General features: G+C 41.3%; 18 protein-coding genes and 3 pseudogenes. 18 read left to right on the top strand and 3 right to left on the bottom strand.

The window, feature by feature from the left end:
- Window positions 1–5 precede the first annotated feature (5 nt).
- Window positions 6–416: a FeoA family protein gene (locus tag RZO55_RS21245; protein WP_318066268.1), complete on the top strand. Its 411-nt coding sequence runs from the start codon at window positions 6–8 to the stop codon at window positions 414–416.
- Window positions 407–568 (top strand): annotated as a pseudogene (locus tag RZO55_RS21240) (FeoB small GTPase domain-containing protein); the annotation flags it as partial. The gene RZO55_RS21245 and the pseudogene RZO55_RS21240, both read left to right, overlap by 10 nt.
- Window positions 569–591: 23 nt before the next feature.
- Here the strand turns inward: RZO55_RS21240 and RZO55_RS21235 are convergent.
- Window positions 592–1,989: a recombinase family protein gene (locus RZO55_RS21235; RefSeq protein ID WP_318066266.1), complete on the bottom strand. Its 1,398-nt coding sequence runs from the start codon at window positions 1,987–1,989 to the stop codon at window positions 592–594.
- Window positions 1,990–2,100: 111 nt separating this feature from the next.
- Between RZO55_RS21235 and RZO55_RS21230 the strand changes: the two genes are divergently transcribed.
- Window positions 2,101–2,268 (top strand): hypothetical protein, encoded by a 168-nt coding sequence (locus tag RZO55_RS21230; RefSeq protein ID WP_318066265.1) that lies wholly within the window; start codon window positions 2,101–2,103, stop codon window positions 2,266–2,268.
- A 36-nt stretch (window positions 2,269–2,304) separates the two neighbouring features.
- On the opposite strand, the gene RZO55_RS21225 is transcribed toward RZO55_RS21230, so the two are convergent.
- A complete protein-coding gene (locus RZO55_RS21225) occupies window positions 2,305–2,640 on the bottom strand; it encodes a hypothetical protein (protein ID WP_318066264.1) in 336 nt (111 codons plus the stop codon).
- 307 nt (window positions 2,641–2,947) lie between these two features.
- On the opposite strand from RZO55_RS21225, the pseudogene RZO55_RS21220 reads away from it, so the two are divergent.
- From RZO55_RS21220 to RZO55_RS21180, 9 genes and pseudogenes are all read left to right on the top strand, one after another.
- A pseudogene (locus RZO55_RS21220) lies at window positions 2,948–3,316 on the top strand (FeoB small GTPase domain-containing protein); the annotation flags it as partial.
- A gap of 27 nt (window positions 3,317–3,343) precedes the next feature.
- Window positions 3,344–4,096, top strand: a complete 753-nt coding sequence (locus tag RZO55_RS21215; RefSeq protein WP_318066322.1) for a hypothetical protein — start codon at window positions 3,344–3,346, stop codon at window positions 4,094–4,096.
- Between the two features lie 170 nt (window positions 4,097–4,266).
- Complete coding sequence (locus tag RZO55_RS21210) at window positions 4,267–5,610, top strand: redoxin family protein (RefSeq protein WP_318066263.1); 1,344 nt, start codon at window positions 4,267–4,269, stop codon at window positions 5,608–5,610.
- Between the two features lie 4 nt (window positions 5,611–5,614).
- Window positions 5,615–7,123 (top strand): VanW family protein, encoded by a 1,509-nt coding sequence (locus RZO55_RS21205; RefSeq protein WP_318066262.1) that lies wholly within the window; start codon window positions 5,615–5,617, stop codon window positions 7,121–7,123.
- A gap of 184 nt (window positions 7,124–7,307) precedes the next feature.
- Complete coding sequence (locus RZO55_RS21200) at window positions 7,308–7,463, top strand: hypothetical protein (RefSeq protein WP_318066261.1); 156 nt, start codon at window positions 7,308–7,310, stop codon at window positions 7,461–7,463.
- Window positions 7,460–7,987, top strand: a complete 528-nt coding sequence (locus RZO55_RS21195) for a recombinase family protein (protein ID WP_318066260.1) — start codon at window positions 7,460–7,462, stop codon at window positions 7,985–7,987. Before RZO55_RS21200 ends, RZO55_RS21195 begins: the two co-directional genes overlap by 4 nt.
- 70 nt (window positions 7,988–8,057) lie before the next feature.
- Window positions 8,058–9,080, top strand: coding sequence for a recombinase family protein (locus RZO55_RS21190; protein ID WP_318066259.1), 1,023 nt, complete (start codon window positions 8,058–8,060; stop codon window positions 9,078–9,080).
- Window positions 9,081–9,092: 12 nt separating this feature from the next.
- Window positions 9,093–9,938, top strand: a pseudogene (locus RZO55_RS21185) (nucleoside recognition domain-containing protein); the annotation flags it as partial.
- Window positions 9,939–10,002: 64 nt separating this feature from the next.
- On the top strand, window positions 10,003–10,230 hold the full coding sequence (locus tag RZO55_RS21180) for a hypothetical protein (protein ID WP_318066258.1): 228 nt from the start codon (window positions 10,003–10,005) through the stop codon (window positions 10,228–10,230).
- Window positions 10,231–10,280: 50 nt separating this feature from the next.
- Here the strand turns inward: RZO55_RS21180 and RZO55_RS21175 are convergent, their stop codons facing one another.
- The gene (locus tag RZO55_RS21175) at window positions 10,281–10,679 is read right to left on the bottom strand and encodes a bacteriohemerythrin (RefSeq protein ID WP_318066257.1); all 399 of its coding nucleotides are present in this window, start codon (window positions 10,677–10,679) and stop codon (window positions 10,281–10,283) included.
- Window positions 10,680–10,861: 182 nt separating this feature from the next.
- Here RZO55_RS21175 and RZO55_RS21170 point away from each other — a divergent pair, with 182 nt between their 5' ends.
- The 6 genes from RZO55_RS21170 (at window position 10,862) to RZO55_RS21145 (ending at window position 17,838) form a co-directional block, all read left to right on the top strand.
- Window positions 10,862–11,665 carry a pseudouridine synthase gene (locus tag RZO55_RS21170; protein ID WP_318066256.1) on the top strand — a complete coding sequence of 268 codons (804 nt, stop codon included), beginning with the start codon at window positions 10,862–10,864 and terminating at the stop codon, window positions 11,663–11,665.
- Window positions 11,640–13,598 (top strand): NAD-dependent DNA ligase LigA, encoded by a 1,959-nt coding sequence (gene ligA / locus RZO55_RS21165; protein ID WP_318066255.1) that lies wholly within the window; start codon window positions 11,640–11,642, stop codon window positions 13,596–13,598. Before RZO55_RS21170 ends, ligA begins: the two co-directional genes overlap by 26 nt.
- A gap of 3 nt (window positions 13,599–13,601) precedes the next feature.
- On the top strand, window positions 13,602–14,507 hold the full coding sequence (gene metA / locus RZO55_RS21160; RefSeq protein WP_318066254.1) for a homoserine O-acetyltransferase MetA: 906 nt from the start codon (window positions 13,602–13,604) through the stop codon (window positions 14,505–14,507).
- 703 nt (window positions 14,508–15,210) lie between these two features.
- Window positions 15,211–15,402, top strand: a complete 192-nt coding sequence (locus RZO55_RS21155) for a hypothetical protein (RefSeq protein ID WP_318066253.1) — start codon at window positions 15,211–15,213, stop codon at window positions 15,400–15,402.
- A 12-nt stretch (window positions 15,403–15,414) separates the two neighbouring features.
- On the top strand, window positions 15,415–16,428 hold the full coding sequence (locus RZO55_RS21150; protein WP_318066252.1) for a hypothetical protein: 1,014 nt from the start codon (window positions 15,415–15,417) through the stop codon (window positions 16,426–16,428).
- A gap of 621 nt (window positions 16,429–17,049) precedes the next feature.
- Window positions 17,050–17,838, top strand: a complete 789-nt coding sequence (locus RZO55_RS21145) for a hypothetical protein (RefSeq protein WP_318066251.1) — start codon at window positions 17,050–17,052, stop codon at window positions 17,836–17,838.
- The last annotated feature ends 616 nt before the right edge of the window (window positions 17,839–18,454 follow it).

Below are 18,454 nucleotides of genomic sequence, written 5' to 3'. Positions count from 1 at the left end.
AAACTATGAATCATCAGGCTGTAAAGGGAACCGTAAGAATGGAACCTCATTTTTATTTTATGCATATGTTAGGATATGGAAACTTTCCGGAGGTTAAAAAGATGTTGGGACATATATGCTTGACGGACTTAAAAAGAGGTCAGAAAGGAGTCATTTCCAGACTGACCGTTTGTGATGATATGAGAAGACGATTGCAGGATATGGGATTAATAGAGGGGACTGTAGTGGAATGTGTGGGTAAAAGTCCTCTTGGTGATCCAACTGCATTTTTAATAAGAGGTGCTGTAATTGCTCTGCGAAATGAAGATTCCGGCAGAGTTCTTATTCAGGATAATGGGCAGGAGTCCTATGATCCCGTTTATGGAGAGGGGATTGCTGCCGCCTGTGTCACTGCGGAGGAAGAAATATGGGACTAAGCAGAGAATCCATGGGAATCAAATCGGTGGACTGTGGTCTGGAGATAAAAAAACGGGAGGAAAATGACCTGGTAATTGCTCTTGCCGGAAATCCCAATGTTGGGAAAAGTACTGTGTTTAACCAGTTGACAGGAATGAACCAGCACACCGGCTGCTGTATTTAGGGGTAAAAATATCACAAAAAAACAACAGTATATTCCCGGTGCAGGCCGGTGCGCCCGCTTAAACGTATTTCCTTGATAACCGCCCTCCAGAAGAGACGCTTCTGCTGGTTGTCGAGGTGACGGTACATACTTTCAAAATCTGTATTGTGCATGCGTATGGAAGCAGCCGGATACTCAGATGGCGGTTCTATATCTGGGAGACTCTCCAATTCAGCTTCTAGCTCTGCCCTGTCTGCTTTGTATTCTTCTAATAGGAGGGCATCATTTAAATACAAATCTTTTAACCGGCGGATTTTCCTGCGAAGCTGGTTCTTTTTTATCCGGTTATCAACTGTTTTTCTGCCTTTTGTTTCAAAGTCCGCAGTGTAAGAGCCCAATTGTTCCCGGAGTTTTTTTAAAAGGCATTCCTCTATCCGGACTTCTCTGATTTGTCCGCCATTGTCACAGGTTTTATAAGCACGGTGTTGTTTGCATTCATAGGCCGGATACTTATAACGGATTACAGTGCCGTCCTTTCGCTTTGATGCTGTATTGATCTGACACCCTCCCATTTTGCGGCCACACTCAGCACAGACCAGAAGACCTGTGAAAATATAGGGGTATTTCTGGCTGGATTTTATATTGATATTATGATCAAGAATACGCTGTATCTCACAAAAGTCTTCATCTGAAATCAGACGGGGACAGTAAGAGTCATTACCTCTGTATCGTCCGGTGATTTTATCGTTTCTTAAGAGAGACTGTTTAAAATTCTGCAGCGTCATGATAATACCATATGTTTCTTTTAAATAATCAACAGCCCTGTTCATAGATTGATGTTTTAAAAAATACATAAGTGCGTCGTATATGGCAGGAGCTTCTTCTGACAGGACCAGATGCTTATCCTGGATCTGATAGCCTCTGGGGACTTTGCCGGTTATGACTTCCCCGTGAGCAACCTTTGTCCTGAAGACGTCAGCCACACGCAGACCGCCGTTTTGAGCCTCCAGTTCTGCAAAGGTCATAGACTGTGCCACAAATGCACGGCCGTAAGGGGTGGAGGTGTCAAAGTAAGGCTGGTCAATGGCCGTCCATGCTGCATGATATTTTTCAAGAATTGCCTGTGTATTTAAATAATGGCGGAGGCTGCGAAACCACCGGTCCAGCTTGGTAAAAATAATAAGATCCACAAGTCCCTCTTTTACATGATTCATCAGCCTTGTAAAATCGTCACGGTCGATTTTTTGTCCGGAAACACCGTCATCCAGATAAATATCATGCAATATCATATTATGATGTTCTTCTATATAATTCAGGCCCCGTTCTTTTTGATCCCGGATGGAATCTCCCCGCTCTGCCTGTTCATCGGATGACACCCGGATATAGACCGCAACATGCAGCAGCTTCTCGGATTCCTGGGTACGCTTCATAGCATCATCTCCTGGTATAATCTACTCCCTGCAATTGGAAATTAAAACCTCTTAAGGGAAAGAAGTACAAACCGTAGCACATACATTCTACCAGAAAGGGGGCAGGGAGTTGTGCAGGATACTATTATCACTGTGAATCAGGCGGATCCGGTCCGGGTATTTGAGGCTCTGGCAAGAATTATCGGGGAAAAAGAGGGGGTGGAAATTACTTTAAAAAGTATGAGGGAAAAGTATAAAAAGAAAGATAAGAAAACTGGAATGGCAGATCAGATGACCTGATCTGCCTTATGATGTGCTATGTAGGTATCTTATTAATTAGTTTTTCTTTGTTTCAACTGCAGCGGCCGGTTTACTGTCTTTTGCAGCAGCTGGGGAATCAGCCTTTACTTTGTTGTCAGTTTTGGATTCTCCGACTGAAGTCTCTTCTTTTTTAGTCTCTTCTTTTTTAGTTTCTTCTTTTTTTGTTTCTGCTAAGGAACTTTCTTCTACTTCTTTTTTTGTTTCTGCCGGTTTTGTAGCTGCTTCGGTTGTCACTTCTGCTTTCGTGGCAGCAGTTGTTTCAGAACTCTTGGTATTTCCGCAAGCGGAAATGGCTGCCATTGTCAATACTGCAACACCCGTCAGTAACAGTTTCTTTGTAGTTAACTTCATAATTATTTTCCTCCTTGAGACTGCATAGGTATTTTGGTTGTATGGCTTCCGGTTGTCCTATGTCCCTGAAGTCAGAACTCAGTTTAACACTGAAATTGAATAAAATCAATGGCATTTTTGTTATTTATTTCTTAAAAAAAATTAAGTTGTATTAAGAAATTAGAATTTAATTAAAATTAAGATTAAATTCACAAACTTTTCACAGTTTGATCAATTTTCTATCACAATCATGTTTTTCAAATCCCGGATGAAAGCCTGATACCTGCAACAGAACAGTTGTTTTAGGGGTTAACTACATCAGCCCACCGGAAACTGGCCAGGTAAAACGGTTGCCAATGCACAGGGCTGGTGCAAAGACGGAAGCCAGGGCTATGTGATGGTAGATATTCCAGGATGCTATTCTCTTATGGCTCATTCAACAGAGGAAGAGGTGGCCAGAGATTTTATTTGTTTTGAAAATCCAGATGCGGTGGTAACAGTTTGCGACGCCACCTGCCTGGAACGAAATTTAAATCTTGTGCTCCAGATCATGGAAGCGGCAGACAGTGTGGTAATCTGTGTCAATTTAATGGATGAGGCAAAGAAGAAACGGATTTCCCTGAATCTGGATCTTTTGGGGGAGCGCCTTCATGCCCCAGTCTTGGGAACAACCGCAAGAAGCAAAAAAGGGCTTAATCAGATTTACCAGGGGTTAAAGAGCTGTATGGAAGAACAAGAGAACGGTTATGAGAGACCTGTACTCATACAGTATCCTTCCTATATTGAAGACGCAATTAAAAGGCTTGCTCCTGCAGTGGAAAAATCCTCAGATGGGAGAGCAAAGGTGCGCTGGCTCTGTGCCAGACTCTTAGATGCCAACGAAAACCTCATGGGTGCAGTAAGAAAATATTTAAAGCCTCTGGCAGACTCAAAGGAGGTGGAAGAGAGCCTTACCCAGATATGGAACGAATGGAATGAACAGGGAATCAGTCAGGAAATGGTCAGTGATGATATGGCAGCTGTGTTCATTCGGAAAGCGGAGGAGTTATGTAAGGGGGTGGTGGTTTTTGAAAATAAAACTTATAACGGGAGAGACCGGAAACTGGACCGCCTCTTTACCAGCAGGGCTACCGGATTTCCAATTATGTTCCTGGTTCTCCTGGGTATTTTCTGGCTGACAATCACAGGTGCCAATTATCCGTCTCAGCTGTTAAGCAATGTACTGTTTGCGGTGGAGGACCGACTGACCATTGCTGCAGACGCAGCAGGAATTCCTGCTTTCGTATCCGGACCTTTGATTAATGGCGTGTACCGGGTTCTGGCATGGGTAATATCGGTTATGCTGCCTCCCATGGCGATCTTTTTCCCACTGTTTACCCTTCTGGAAGATTTTGGATATCTGCCCAGAGTAGCTTTTAATTTAGACCGCTGCTTTAAAAGATGTTCCGCATGCGGAAAGCAGGCATTAACCATGTGACAGAAGGAATCTATGCTTTTTTCACAGTTAAATACTGGATTACTATCTTGACACTTTTTACTCTGAATGATATAGTTACAACTATAAACTGTAATCAAAAATAGTACAGAAATATTACGTTAACTGCAAATAGCAGAGCGGCGAATGTATCGACTATAGGAGGTAGACTATTGGGATTTTCGATTGATATGAGTGTTCCGGTTTTAACCGTATTTCTACAGGGGATCTTAAGTTTCTTTTCCCCCTGTGTACTGCCCTTGATCCCTCTGTATATTGGTTATCTGTCAGGAGGAACCGGTGTAACAGGTGAGGATGGGCGGATCTATTATAAGCGCAGCAAAGTAATGATTCATACCGTTTGTTTTGTAATTGGAATCAGTTTTACTTTTTTCCTGCTGGGAATCGGTGTCTCGGCTCTCGGAAGCTTTTTCAGATCCAATCAGCTTCTATTTGCCAGACTGGGCGGAATTCTTGTAATTTTGTTTGGATTATACCAGTTGGGATTCTTAGGCAGTTCCTCGTTACTAGGGAAAGAGCGGAGGCTGTCATTTTCTTTTGATAAGCTTGCCATGTCACCTTTTACAGCCCTCCTTATGGGATTTACCTTCAGTTTTGCATGGACCCCCTGCGTGGGACCTGCACTGGCAAGTGTACTGATCATGGCTGCATCTGCTACCACCAAGACACTGGGATTTATGCTGATCGGAGTATATACACTGGGATTTATACTTCCGTTCCTGGCGGTAGGATTCTTTACTACTTCAGTTCTTGAATTTTTTAAGAAACACCGCAATGTTGCACAAAATGCAGGCAAGGTTGCCGGAGCTTTGATGGTACTTATGGGATTACTTATGTTTACCGGGAAGATGAATTCTGTCACCGGCTATCTTTCTACTGTAAAATCTCCGTTTACCCAGGAGTCTCAGAAACAGGAAGAAGAGACAGAACCGTCAACAGAGGAGCCTGTTACAAAAGAGGCTAAAGAATCCACGGCAGCAGAAGATACAACTGCTGAATCACAATCAGATGAGGGTGAGAGCGGGGAAGCCAAAAGCGGAGAAGACTCCCTTCTTCCTGCAATTGATTTCACTCTGACTGATCAGTTTGGCAAGACACATTCCCTATCTGATTATAAAGGGAAAACCATCTTTTTAAATTTCTGGGCGACCTGGTGTCCCCCATGCAGGGCAGAAATGCCGGATATTCAGAAACTATACGAAACTTACGATACAGAAGGGGACGATGCACTGATTGTTCTGGGAGTAGCCGCTCCGAATGATGGGGATGAAAAGGATGAAGAGGGAATAAAAAAATTCTTAAATGAGAATGGTTATACTTATCCGGTACTTATGGATACAGACGCAGAGTTATTCTCGGCTTATGGGATTTATTCCTATCCAACCACATTTATGATTGACCGGGATGGCAATGTATTCGGCTATGCAAGCGGGCAGTTATCAGAAGACACTATGAAGAGCATTATTGAACAGACAATGAAAGGAGAACGAAACTGATATTATGGATAAAAACAGGGCCAGAAGAATACGTCAGAGAAGAAACAGAAAGATAGCTTATGGATCATTGCTTTTAGCCGCCCTGTTAACAATTGGTATATTATATAGTTTTGCAAACAGTAAAAAAAGCAAAGATTCTGACAGCAAAGAGATCATCGCAGAAACAAAAGACAAAGATGAGGATTTGGACAAAGCTCTGGTTTCAGCCAGACTGGGAAAGACAAATCTATCCGGATTGACCGTGAAAGAAGCAAAAGACACCATAGAGGAACGGTTTCAGTGGGGAATGACAGTCACAGACGGAACAGAATCGGTTGTCATTGATGATGTAATAAGCGGACAGTTGAAGGAGGTCTTAGAAAAGCTGAGCGAAACTCCAGCTGACCGGCCTCAGGATTACCAGCTTGATTATCCATTAATAAAAGAAGCTTTTGAAAAGCAGGCAGAAGTCCTGGCAAAGCGCTGGAACAAAGACGGAGTTAGTTCAGAAGTGGAAGCCTTTGATCCCAAAACGGGGGTATACAGTTATACAAAAGAGCAGAACGGAAGAGTGTTAAACCAGGAGAAACTGGTCTCACAGCTTTTGGATGCTGCAGAAGCTGAAAACTTTCAGGCTGAGATAACAGCAGAATTTACACCCCAGGTGCCGGAGAGAACCCAGGCACAGGCAAAGGAGCAGTATAAGGTAATTGGAACATTTACCACAAAGACTACCACGAATAAGAACCGTAATCAGAATATCAGCCTTGCTGTCCAGGCAATCAATGGCATGATCTTAAAGCCTGGTGAGGAATTTTCCTTTAATAATACCACTGGAAACCGTACCAAAGAGAAGGGATACCGGCCGGCAGGCGCATATCGGAATGGCGTACTGATTGAGGAGCCAGGAGGCGGCGTATGCCAGGTTTCCACCACGCTGTATCATGCCATTATTGAAGGCGGGTTTAAAACCACGGAACGCAATTCCCATAGCTTCGCCCCATCCTATGTGGAAAAGGGACAGGATGCCATGGTCAGCTTTGACGGTTATGCCGGTCCGGATCTGAAATTTGTCAATACCGGAAGCGCTTCCGTTGTTTTAAGGGCATCCTTAGAGGGAACTACATTAAAGATTTCTGTTGTTGGTATTCCGGTTCTGGAGGATGGTGTGAAGGTGGTCATTCGTTCAGAAAAGGTCAAGGATTCTGATCCCCTTCCAGTCACTTATGAGGAAAATACAGCACTGCCTTATGGAACAGAAAAGGTGGTGGATAAAGGAACCCTGGGCGGATATTATAAAAGCTACCGGTTACTGGAAAAGGGAGGCACTGTAATAAAAGAAGAACCTCTTCATAACAGCAGTTATAAAAGCAAGCCGGAAGTAATTCAGAGAAACACTACCTTAAAACCGGAAGAAACGGTGCCGGAAACGCCGGAAGAATCAGAGAGCAGCTCTGTACCGGCAAAAGATCAGGGTGAGACTCATGAGGCAGAGGAGATTGGTCCAGGTGTTACAGGACCAGGCAATTCGTAATATGCCATTAAAAAGAACAGGATTGAAAGAGCCATACAATGGCGGTTTCAGTCCTGTTCTTTTTCTGTTTTACTGGCTTTACAAATAGTTATAAGAGCAGTATAGCTACATTGTAAGTACGGTCATATTTACTTATGTATATGGTACAAACCCTTTTGAATAAGATTTTTAGGAGGTGAGAATCATGGATTTATCCAAAGTAATTACATATGAAAAAAAATGGGGTGAAAAGCAGACGGCAGTTTTAGTGGAGCGCTGCTATAAAGGAGAGGAATCTGTAAAGACGCTGGTTCTTGGCCTGTTAAAAAAACGTCTGGAGGCAGAGCGGCGTCAGATATGACAGGGGAAAAAAATGGAGAGAACGGACACTTTAAAGCAGCTATCTACATGCGCCTTTCCAAAGATGACGGAACTGGGGAGAGTGCAAGCATAAATAACCAGCGGAGTATGCTTCGTTCCTATGCCGCCCGGAATGGTTATTTTATTTATGGAGAATACGCCGATGACGGCTACAGCGGGACTACGTATGAACGTCCTGCATGGAAACGCCTGATTGCCGATATAGAGGCAGGGCGGGTAAATCTTGTGATAACCAGAGATCTTTCCAGGCTTGGAAGGGATTACATACTCACCGGGCAATATACAGAGATCTATTTCCCGGCCAAAGGCGTTCGCTACATCGCAGTAAATGACGGCTACGATTCCCAGAATCCGGGAAATGACCTGGCTCCTTTTCAGAATATTGTCAATGAGATGTATGCCAGAGATACATCAAAAAAAATCCGCAGTGCATTAAGGACTAAGATGGAAGCAGAGGGCATTTATCGGAAATTTTGCCCCTTACGGCTACAGAAAGGATCCTGACAATAAAAACCACCTTTTAACTGATCCCGTAACTGCACCGGTTATCCGGGAAATATTTGAACGTGCATCAATGGGGGAGGCCCCAGGGAGTATTGCAAAGCTTCTTAATAATAAGGGGATAATAACTCCGTCCGGTTACCAGTGTTTTAAACGCCATGATTTGTTTTTGGAAACAGAAGCGGAAAAAAAAGGCTGGACCTCCGGTACCATCTGTAAGATACTATCCAATCCGGTCTATACAGGAGATATGGTTCAGGGGAAGTCCTCGAAACTTTCTTTTAAAAGCAAGATTACCTTAAGTACCCCGAAGAAGGACTGGATCGTTGTAAAAAATAAGCATGAGCCTATCGTATCCAGGGAATTGTTTCAACTTGCGGGGAGGCGGTGCATTTCACGTAAAATATTTAAATCCTCCGGTTTTTTCAATGCTTTTTCCGGATTGGTATATTGCGGAGACTGTAAACGGGCTATGACTACAACTGGAGCAGGTCAAAATGAAAACAGAAAACTGGTCTGCAGTGGTTATAAACAGTATGGAAAAAGAGTCTGTACCAATCACTACATGGATTACTATCTGCTTTGCCAGATTGTGACCCAGGAACTGACATCCCTTATTCACGTGACAGAGGAAGAGAAGAGAGAGCTTATAACAGCACTGGAGGAGTACGGAAAAAGTATGAATAAACCGGAAGAACTGCGGGCTGCCGCAGCTTTAAAAAAACGGGAACGGGAGATTGACAGGATCATTGGTACTCTTTATGAGGACCGGGTGAAGGGAACTGTGGAGGAGGATCGTTTTTGCAAACTTCTTGCAACCTATGAACAGGAACAGAGTGAGGTCCGGGCTGAAACTGCCGCCTTGAGCCAGATCAATGCTCCTATGTGGAAAAACAGGGAAGATTCCGAAGATGATGTGGACCTTTTGCTGAATGAAATAACAAATAACAGGATTCCCTCTCTGGATCTGCTGCACCAGTTCATTGACCGGATTGATATCTTTCAGTCCGGAGAAGATCCACATCAGAAAGAAAAACAGTTTCAGACCATTCGGATCTGTTACCGTACAGCGCCTCCAGGCAGCAAAAAAGCATAGATTCTTTCTGTCATGTGCATGGGCTTCGGCTGTAATGCGGCAGGGATTGTAGGCTGCCGGATCATTGATTCTCCCAGAGAACGCCTTATTGCAATGATCACCAATAACTTTGTTCCCTGCAATGGACGTTTTCCAACCATGATTGCAATTATTACCATGTTTTTTATTGGAGGAACAACCGGATCATTTTCCACCGTATTATCTGCGGGGATTTTATCAGGTATCATTATCCTTGGAATCCTGATGACCCTGTTAATATCCAAAATCCTCTCTGTAACTATACTTAAAGGGATCCCCTCCTCCTTTACCCTGGAGCTGCCCCCCTACCGCAGGCCTCAGATCGGAAAGGTTATCGTCCGGTCTATATTTGACAGGACACTTTTCGTCCTTGGCAGAGCCGCTGCAGTGGCTGCTCCGGCAGGATTAATAATCTGGCTGATGGCCAATATCACAGTGGGAGACATGACACTGTTATCCATTTGTTCCGGATTTTTAGATCCCTTTGCCAGAACTTTCGGTCTTGACGGAGTAATTCTTCTGGCATTTATCCTTGGTTTCCCAGCCAATGAGATTGTCGTTCCAATCATTATCATGGCTTATCTTTCCGAAGGAAGCATTCGGGAGATCAATGATTTATCTGTATTAAGGGATCTTTTAACAGCCAATGGCTGGACCTGGATAACAGCTGTCAGCACACTGCTTTTTTCCCTGATGCACTGGCCCTGTTCCACCACCTGCCTGACCATAAGGAAGGAGACCGGGAGTGTGAAATGGACTCTTCTGTCCTGGTTTATACCAACCGTAACAGGGGTGATTGTCTGCTTTTTGTTTACAACTGCTGCAGGGGCGTTCCTGTAATGTTTAAAATCCTTTCTGATTGTCTACAATAGGGGTAAGACATTCATAGAAAGGAGGGAGAAGCGTGAACAGGAGTTACCACGTTTACGCCCTGTCAGACCGACTGAAGGCCAGGAAAATTGAGCGGGAGATTGCAAAGGTTGATGGGGTGAAAGTAATAAAGATCACGGAAGACTTGAAATTAATGAACATTGAGATGGAAAACAGCAAGATTACGGCTGTCATGGAGCGGGTGGTAAATATCTGCAACCGCATTTCTAACGGCTGTGAAGTGCATTATAAGTTTACGTAAAAATAATAAAAAGAGGGCTTGAATGGATGCATTTAAGTCCTCTTTTCCTTTTAATGGGCGGTCTTTGCGTATTCGCCTATCTTTTTGTCCATATTTGAAATGTGTTTTGTCAGCCATTCCAATACCATCTGGTTTGCATTTAAAATCACAAGTAAATTGCCGCCTGATGAATTATAATCGTTTCTTAGCTTGGTTAGCTGGGTGATAAAAGCGGTGTGAGCCTGTTTCTGTTCTGCATAACCCGGATAATGGATCTTCTGCATGTAGACTTCCTCGTCTGCGAAATGCTTCTTTGTATAATTATCAAGAAAATCTAACAGTTCCCCCACATATTCCTTTGCCTTATTATTCTTTCCTGCGTCAAAAAGTGCCTCCGCTTTCTCAAACCACATCTTATGCTGATCATCAATCATTGTAATCCCTACAGATAAATTTTGTGTCCATGGCATAACCATATCCTCCTTGGTAATAATAGTATTTATTATTATTATAATACTCTTTACCCCAAAAAGCAAATCATATTTACCAGAAAGAGAAGAAAAAAATCCAGATTATATTGAAGATAAAAATTTGACGTTACTCTCCTGCAATGATATAATTTTTATCTAGTAAACAGTAAGGGAGAACAACTATGGATGCAAATGGAATCCGTCTGAATAAATATTTAAGTGAGGCAGGTGTCTGTTCCCGCAGGGAGGCGGACCGGCTCATAGAGGCAGGAAAGGTAAAAATCGACGGACAGACTGCAGCTCCGGGACAGAAGGTACTCCCGGGACAGTCAGTTATCGTGAAGGGACGTCCTGTCCGTGCAGCCAAAGGGGAAGCAGGCCATAAGGCAGAGCCTGTCTTTTTAGCAGTCCATAAACCCCGGGGAGTGGTATGTACCACCTCAGACAAGGACCGGGCTCCCAACATCGTGGATCTGGTAAACTATCCTGTGCGGATTTATCCCATCGGCCGTCTGGACAAGGAATCCGAGGGATTGATTCTTATGACCAACCAGGGAGATTTAGTGAATAAAATCATGCGCAGCGGTAATGCTCATGAAAAGGAATATTTAGTAAAAGTGAACCGTCCTGTTACGGATGATTTCATCAGAAAGATGCGAAAGGGGGTTACTCTTTCCGAGTTAAATGTAACCACAAAGCCATGCTTTGCTGAGAAGGCAGGAGAGAAGGCATTTCGTATCGTACTAACCCAGGGATTAAACCGCCAGATTCGCCGAATGTGCAGCCAGCTTAACTTTGAAGTGCGCATGTTAAAGCGAATGCGGATCATGAATATTGAATTAGGAGATTTAAAGCCGGGTGCTTACCGTGAACTTTCCCGGCGTGAATACCACCAGATGAAAGAGTCTTTAAAAAGCTCGACCAGTCTTTCCTATCAAGAACAGAAAAAGGAGAAATCTGATGGACGACAAATTAAAAAGAATTAAAGAGCTGATAACCCTGTTACAGGAGGCGGGAAAGGCATACTACCAGGAAAGCCGGGAGATCATGAGCAATTATGAGTATGACCGTCTCTATGATGAACTGACAGGTCTGGAGAAGGAAACCGGAATCGTTTTATCCAACAGCCCCACCCAGAATGTAGGCTATCAGGTCCTAAGCGAGCTTCCCAAGGAAGCCCATGATTCTCCCATGCTTTCTCTGGATAAGACAAAGAGCACGGAGGATTTAGCGGACTGGCTGGGAGACCAGCGGGGAATTCTCTCATGGAAGTTAGACGGACTGACCGTGGTTTTAGTCTACCGGGAGGGAACTCTTCAAAAAGCGGTAACCCGGGGAAATGGAGAGATCGGAGAAGTAATTACCAACAATGCCAGGGTATTTGCCAATATTCCTCTTACCATATCATACCAGGGAGAGCTGGTTTTAAGGGGAGAGGCTGTAATAAAATATTCTGACTTTATCCAAATCAATAACGAGATCGAGGATGTGACTGCAAAGTATAAGAATCCAAGGAATTTATGCAGCGGTTCCGTCAGACAGTTAAACAACCAGATTACCGCCCGCCGAAACGTGAATTTTGAGGCATTTGCTCTGGTTTCCGCCCCAGGTATTGATTTTAAAAACTCCAGAGATGAGCAGTTTCAGTGGCTGAAAGCCCAGGGCTTTGATGTAGTGGATTATAAGATGGTAACGAAAGAAAACATAGGTGAGGCAGTTGCTGAATTTGCAAAAGCTGTACCGGAAAATGACATTCCATCAGATGGCCTGGTGCTTTTGTATGATGATATCGCTTATGGAGAGTCTCTTGGACGGACTGCAAAGTTTCCCCGCAATTCCATTGCTTTTAAATGGGCTGACGAGATCCGGGAAACAACACTGAAAGAAATTGAATGGAGTGCATCAAGAACCGGTCTGATTAACCCGGTAGCCATTTTTGAGCCGGTGGAGTTAGAGGGCACGACTGTAAGCCGTGCCAGTGTGCACAATCTAAGTATAATGGAAGCTCTGGAGTTGGGGGAAGGGGATCAGATTACGGTTTACAAGGCGAACATGATTATTCCTCAGATTGCCGACAACTTAACCAGAAGCGGAAAAATAAAGATTCCGGACCAATGCCCGGTCTGTGACGGCAGGACGGAGATTCGTCAGGTTAATGATGTAAAAAGTTTATATTGCACCAACCCGGATTGTCAGGCGAAGCGAATCAAAAGATTCTCCCTGTTTGTAAGCCGGGATGCTTTAAATATTGATGGTTTATCAGAAGCCACATTGGAGAAGTTTATCGGAGCCGGATTTATCCGGGAGTTTGCCGATATATTTCATTTAGACCAGCATGAGGAAGTCATAACCCAGATGGAGGGGTTCGGCAAAAAATCTTATGACAATTTAATTCAGGCAGTCAAAAAGGCGTCCCATACGACACTGCCCCGTCTGATCTACGGACTTGGAATTGCCGGAATTGGTGTTGCCAATGCCAAGATGCTCTGCCGGGAGTTCCGCTACGATTTTGACCGAATGCGTCATGCGCAAGAAGAGGAGCTGACTGCTGTCTCCGGCATCGGAAAGGTGCTGGCGGATGCATGGATTACTTACTTTAAGGACGAGAAGAACAACGTGCTGACAGACCGTCTGTTAGCGGAGGTTACCATTGAGCAGGAAACAGAAACCGTGGGAGAGAAGCGGTTGGAAGGAATGACATTCGTCATTACCGGATCTGTGGAGCGGTTCGAGAACAGGAAGGCACTTCAGGAGGCAATCGAAGAACAGGGAGGCAAAGCCACCGGATCGGTTACTTCTAAAACCACCTATTTAATCAACAACGATACCACATCCAATTCATCGAAAAATAAAAAGGCAAAGGAACTGGGAGTGCCCATTATTTCAGAAGAGGATTTCATAAAACTGCTGGAGGGATAAATTATGCCGATTAAAGTACAAAAGGATTTACCTGCGAAGGCCATACTGGAAACAGAGAACATATTTATCATGGACGAGGACCGGGCCTTAAGCCAGGACATACGTCCCCTTGAAATCCTGATTATTAATTTAATGCCGATTAAAGAAGAGACAGAAACGCAGCTTCTGCGTGCATTGTCCAATACTCCGCTGCAGGTGGACTGTACATTTTTGATGCTGGAGAGTCATACTTCAAAGAATACTTCTGCCAGTCATTTAAATAAGTTCTATGTGTATTTTGACGAGGTAAAAGAGAAGAAATTCGATGGTATGATTATCACAGGAGCCCCTGTTGAGAATATGGAATTTGAAGAGGTGAATTACTGGGAAGAACTGACAATGATTATGGAGTGGAGCAAGGCAAATGTAACCAGCTCCCTTCATATCTGCTGGGGCGCCCAGGCAGGGCTTTATTTTCATTATGGAGTGCCAAAGTATAAGAGGGATAATAAGCTTTCTGGTATTTACAGACATAGGGTGCTGAATAGGAAGGTGCCGCTGGTACGAAGCCTTGATGATTATGTGATGGCGCCTCATTCACGGTATACGGAAGTGAGGAGAGAGGATATTGAGAAACATCCGGGGCTGGAGATTCTGGCGGAATCAAAAGAGGCTGGGATCCTGATGGTAACCAGTGAAGATGGGAAGCAGGTATTTATTCAGGGACATCCGGAATATGACCGCATGACGTTGAATGGGGAGTATCACAGGGATTTGGATAAGGGATTGAATCCGGAAATTCCATGCAATTATTACGAGGACGATGATCCGGATACCATGCCGGTGTTGTGTTGGAGGAATGCAGCGAATACGATTTATGGGAACTGGTTGAATTATTATGTATATCAGGTGACGCCGTATGAGTTGTAGGGAAGTGGCGTAAAAGCCCAGTGTTTATGGGATTTGTAGAGAATTGGAAGTGTTATAAGTTGTCGTAAAATACCATAAATTTTGGGGTGAAAATGGAGTCAAAAGGTGTCAAAATGGAGTCGGAATTTTGGGCGAAAATGGGACGGATATGGGCTGAAATAGGGTAGTAAAAAGAATAGCTATTGGAAGAAAAATGATAGATCGTTTTATAAGATAATTTGTATTATGGGAATCAGTATATAAAATGTATAAGAAGCAGTATGCATGAGAATGACAATGCCTCAAAGGGGAAAGGTCATGGAGAGCATGCTGCTTTTTGTTTTATTAGATTAATGATTTTGTGAAAGGTTGATTTATTAATGAATAAATTATATGATGATATTGGATATGAGCATCTTGCAAAGAATCTTATATAACAGGTAGAACTAAGCTATGAAAGAAGGGAGACCATAAACTTTCGTCTTAATGGAAAGAGTTTCAAAGATGCTGAAATTATCCAGTTGATAGATTTGGTGGCTGGTGCTGGTAAACGGTACGACAATCGAATAGATTGTATGAATACAATTCTTCTTTATGAGATTCATAAGTAGGACTGCCTAAACTGAGATAAAGCAAAGGAGATAGTTTGTAGGATATCTAAAACAGTTTTACGAAAAGAACTGGCAGATTCAATTATTTTATCAGCACCCAAAATATATGATATATGTATGAACAGAATAGAGACTACTGTAAGTCTGGATATGAAAAAAATGGAAAAGTGTACAACGACTTTGAAGGAGTATTGATTTACTACAAACAGTATGGAAAAGTAGATGGAGAAATATCTGAAGTACTGGAATTTAATTCCATAATGGAATTTTTGTATCTGGGAAGAAAATCAAAGGCAATTAATTAGGAGGAGATCAAAATGCAAAAATTATTATATTATCCCAATTTTGAAATTCAAGACATAAATTTTTTGAAGTTTGCACTTATATATATTGATGAAATAAAACCAATTATTCCAATGTGTGCAATGGATGCATTAAGTGATGAAACAAAAGAAATAATAGGTTATACAGATTTGATTCAACCACTCCAACCGGGATTTCAGGCTGGACAACTGGCATCAATAGCAACGATAGATTTTTTGGAAAAGCGTGATAACTTTACTCGTTATTCGTATGGGATGAGACCAAAAGCAAAGCAATATATATATTTAACTGGAAATAGAAATTACACTTTGTATTCCGATAAATACACATATGAATTTGAAAATTACTGTCTTGAAAATAATCTCGCAGAGCGTTGCATGGCTGGAATGAGAATAGAGGAAAACGTTGCTTATTCGTTTATGAGTGTTTTAGCAGATTTGGTTTCGAAAGAAAATGAAATTGATATGATAACTGATTGCAAACGTTATGCAGATTATCATTTGTATGCACCAAATGGAAGAAGTGATTTGAAGATGAATATGCGCCTTGATGAGATAAAAAGAGAAATTGAATTTCAGATTCCAGTTGATATTAGACATATACCTGTGCAGGAATTTCTTAGATTAAGAGCTGATGAACATTTTAATGAAATAAGAAAAAAATTTGTTAAAGAGTTGAATAAAATATTAGATGAGCAGCATGTTGATATGTCAAGAATAGATTTATATAATTACTTTGCTTGTAAAGAAGAGCTAATAGGCTTGCTAAAAGAAGCATTCCTTTCATGTGCTGCTATTATGGTGGGTTCATATTCATTTGGAAGTGCACTGGTAAATCCGGAAAGGTCATTAGCCTTCTTTGCCAATATTGCAAATTCAGTCGTTAATTTGGCTGTGTTAAAACAGAGTGGGTCTGAATCTAAAAGATATATTGAACAGCTGGAGACGAAAAAACAGGCGCGTAGATATCTGGCAAGACTGAATAAATTGGGACTAGCAACTTTATAGCTGAGAAATGAAGAAAATTCTAAGAATTGTTTTAGAGATTCATATACCGATAATTATAATGGTGTCATAAAAAAGTACGTGATAACCACAATCGGAGGGTAGGTGAACGAATGGAATATACAATGTTAGAGAATGGACTGGATTTAATTATTTTTGGAATTACTCATCTTTAAGGAGCAGAAATAGAAGTTTTAAATAGAACATTCTGTAAAATGAATTAAATATGTATAATTTATCAATAGGCATTGAAATTGTTTTTAAAAGTAGTTTCCACTGACGTTGAAAAAAGTATATTGAAGATATTACAAGGGGGGGAGGGGCTGAAATCCAATAACTAGAGGCATTTGAGACGGAGACGGCTCAGATGCGTGTCTAGCCATGTCGGTGGGGTAAAATATTAATCTTAGAGATTTTTATGAGTAAAAAAATAATGACGTATAATGGGAGTAGTAGATGTTTTTTATTGAATATAGTATTCTAAAATGTTGTAAAATAAAATCGTAGTTGTATAATTAATTATTATGTGTACACTTCGATAAAGTGTAAGAAGATTGTAGCGAAGTATTTAAGATTAAAAATTGATTTACGGGGATGTTATTTAAAAAATATTTATAAGTGTTAATGGGAGATTTAATGGCTTGTTATGATGCAGGAAAGTTGCTGAAGGAAAAGATGAAAATAACAGAAACAAATTATGAAGAATTTTATTTTGGAAATGCATGTGAAAATTTTATTCAAAGTGAATTTTATACGTTAGGTTATGAGGCACTTAAAACTTCTCCTGATATAGGATATGATTTGCTCGTAACAAATTGTGCTCGAACAAAATTCTTGAAAGAAGAACCTAAGCAGTACAATATTCAGGTAAAAGGGCGAGCATGTTCTGAATCAAAAGCAACGTTTTACATAAAAAAAGATGATATTAGTATGCTTATGAGCGATGATAATGGTATATTGATTTGCGTTTTTTGCCATCCAATTTTTTCTGATGGGCGAGAAAATATTATAGAATATAGAGTTCCTGATCCAGTAATTTATACACACATGTTTGAGGATTTTTCGCGACAATTATTTAATGACACGGCGTATCCATCATTAAAAGTATTGAAAGAAAAGAATTTATCATATGTTGGTTTTGCAAGAGACTATATTTGGTTTAATAATACACATGTGAGAAGATTAATGAATGGAGGCTATTTCTATGAATATGAAGATAATTATTGCATTTCATTTGGAATAGATGAAGATATAAAGTATCCTATTGACCAGTATGGAAATAGACTTTTGACAAGTGATTTGTACGAAAATGAAGGAGGTTATTCATATGAATTAAGTCATATAAATTATATGTTTTCAATGACAGGAGACTCAATGGATGGAAAGATGTTCAAGGGAGAAATTTACATTTAAGTATTACATTAATGGTTATATTAGTTGAATTTACAAATTTTTCAGCTTCGGCGGTTAGCTAGTGGGAAACAGATACATCTTGCCCGGATATTTCCTTGCTTTGCCCGATTGCACGTACACTGGGTACTAACGTAGATAAATTGGAACACGAGCGAGGGTCTTTTTATGAAAGCATATCTGCGGATGGGAAACTGGGAAGAGGCAAAGAGGAGTGCGATAAAAATGATGAATGATATCGTTGGTACGCTTCAGAATCCAAATCCATTGCTATTCTAAGAGGAAGGAAAATCAGCAGTAACAAAAGAAATGTTATTAGAGGGATTATTGAATGAAGAATCATTGTCCGAGTTTCAGCAGGATGAAGAATTTCAAATAGCAATAAAAAAATTGAAACAGGATATACAAAATTGTAAAAAAATCTAATTTATTATGAGGGTATTTAAAGTCTTGAAATGACTTTAGGAACGCCCTCTTTTATTATCTTTCTATCAATAATGACTTGTGAATTAAGAAAATTGTATCAATATAGCTGGTATATTCTAAAAAAAAATACATCATTCTGCTATTCTTACAAAGAAGATGGCTCTTTTATATTGATATGAAAATTAGATGATGA

It is taken from the genome of Clostridium boliviensis, assembly GCF_033342255.1.
GTDB lineage: Bacteria > Bacillota > Clostridia > Lachnospirales > Lachnospiraceae > Lacrimispora > Lacrimispora boliviensis.
The sequence above is the reverse complement of the archived record's forward strand: the minus strand, read 5'-3'. Positions and strand labels throughout refer to the sequence as shown.

Coding starts and splice junctions, on each gene's coding strand:
- RZO55_RS21245 (WP_318066268.1), top strand. CDS start 6: ATGAATCATCAGGCTGTAAAGGGAACCGTAAGAATGGAACCTCATTTT.
- RZO55_RS21235 (WP_318066266.1), bottom strand. CDS start 1,989: ATGAAGCGTACCCAGGAATCCGAGAAGCTGCTGCATGTTGCGGTCTAT.
- RZO55_RS21225 (WP_318066264.1), bottom strand. CDS start 2,640: ATGAAGTTAACTACAAAGAAACTGTTACTGACGGGTGTTGCAGTATTG.
- RZO55_RS21215 (WP_318066322.1), top strand. CDS start 3,344: ATGGAAGAACAAGAGAACGGTTATGAGAGACCTGTACTCATACAGTAT.
- RZO55_RS21205 (WP_318066262.1), top strand. CDS start 5,615: ATGGATAAAAACAGGGCCAGAAGAATACGTCAGAGAAGAAACAGAAAG.
- RZO55_RS21200 (WP_318066261.1), top strand. CDS start 7,308: ATGGATTTATCCAAAGTAATTACATATGAAAAAAAATGGGGTGAAAAG.
- RZO55_RS21195 (WP_318066260.1), top strand. CDS start 7,460: ATGACAGGGGAAAAAAATGGAGAGAACGGACACTTTAAAGCAGCTATC.
- RZO55_RS21190 (WP_318066259.1), top strand. CDS start 8,058: ATGGGGGAGGCCCCAGGGAGTATTGCAAAGCTTCTTAATAATAAGGGG.
- RZO55_RS21175 (WP_318066257.1), bottom strand. CDS start 10,679: ATGCCATGGACACAAAATTTATCTGTAGGGATTACAATGATTGATGAT.
- RZO55_RS21170 (WP_318066256.1), top strand. CDS start 10,862: ATGGATGCAAATGGAATCCGTCTGAATAAATATTTAAGTGAGGCAGGT.
- ligA (WP_318066255.1), top strand. CDS start 11,640: ATGGACGACAAATTAAAAAGAATTAAAGAGCTGATAACCCTGTTACAG.
- metA (WP_318066254.1), top strand. CDS start 13,602: ATGCCGATTAAAGTACAAAAGGATTTACCTGCGAAGGCCATACTGGAA.
- RZO55_RS21155 (WP_318066253.1), top strand. CDS start 15,211: ATGTATGAACAGAATAGAGACTACTGTAAGTCTGGATATGAAAAAAAT.
- RZO55_RS21150 (WP_318066252.1), top strand. CDS start 15,415: ATGCAAAAATTATTATATTATCCCAATTTTGAAATTCAAGACATAAAT.
- RZO55_RS21145 (WP_318066251.1), top strand. CDS start 17,050: ATGGGAGATTTAATGGCTTGTTATGATGCAGGAAAGTTGCTGAAGGAA.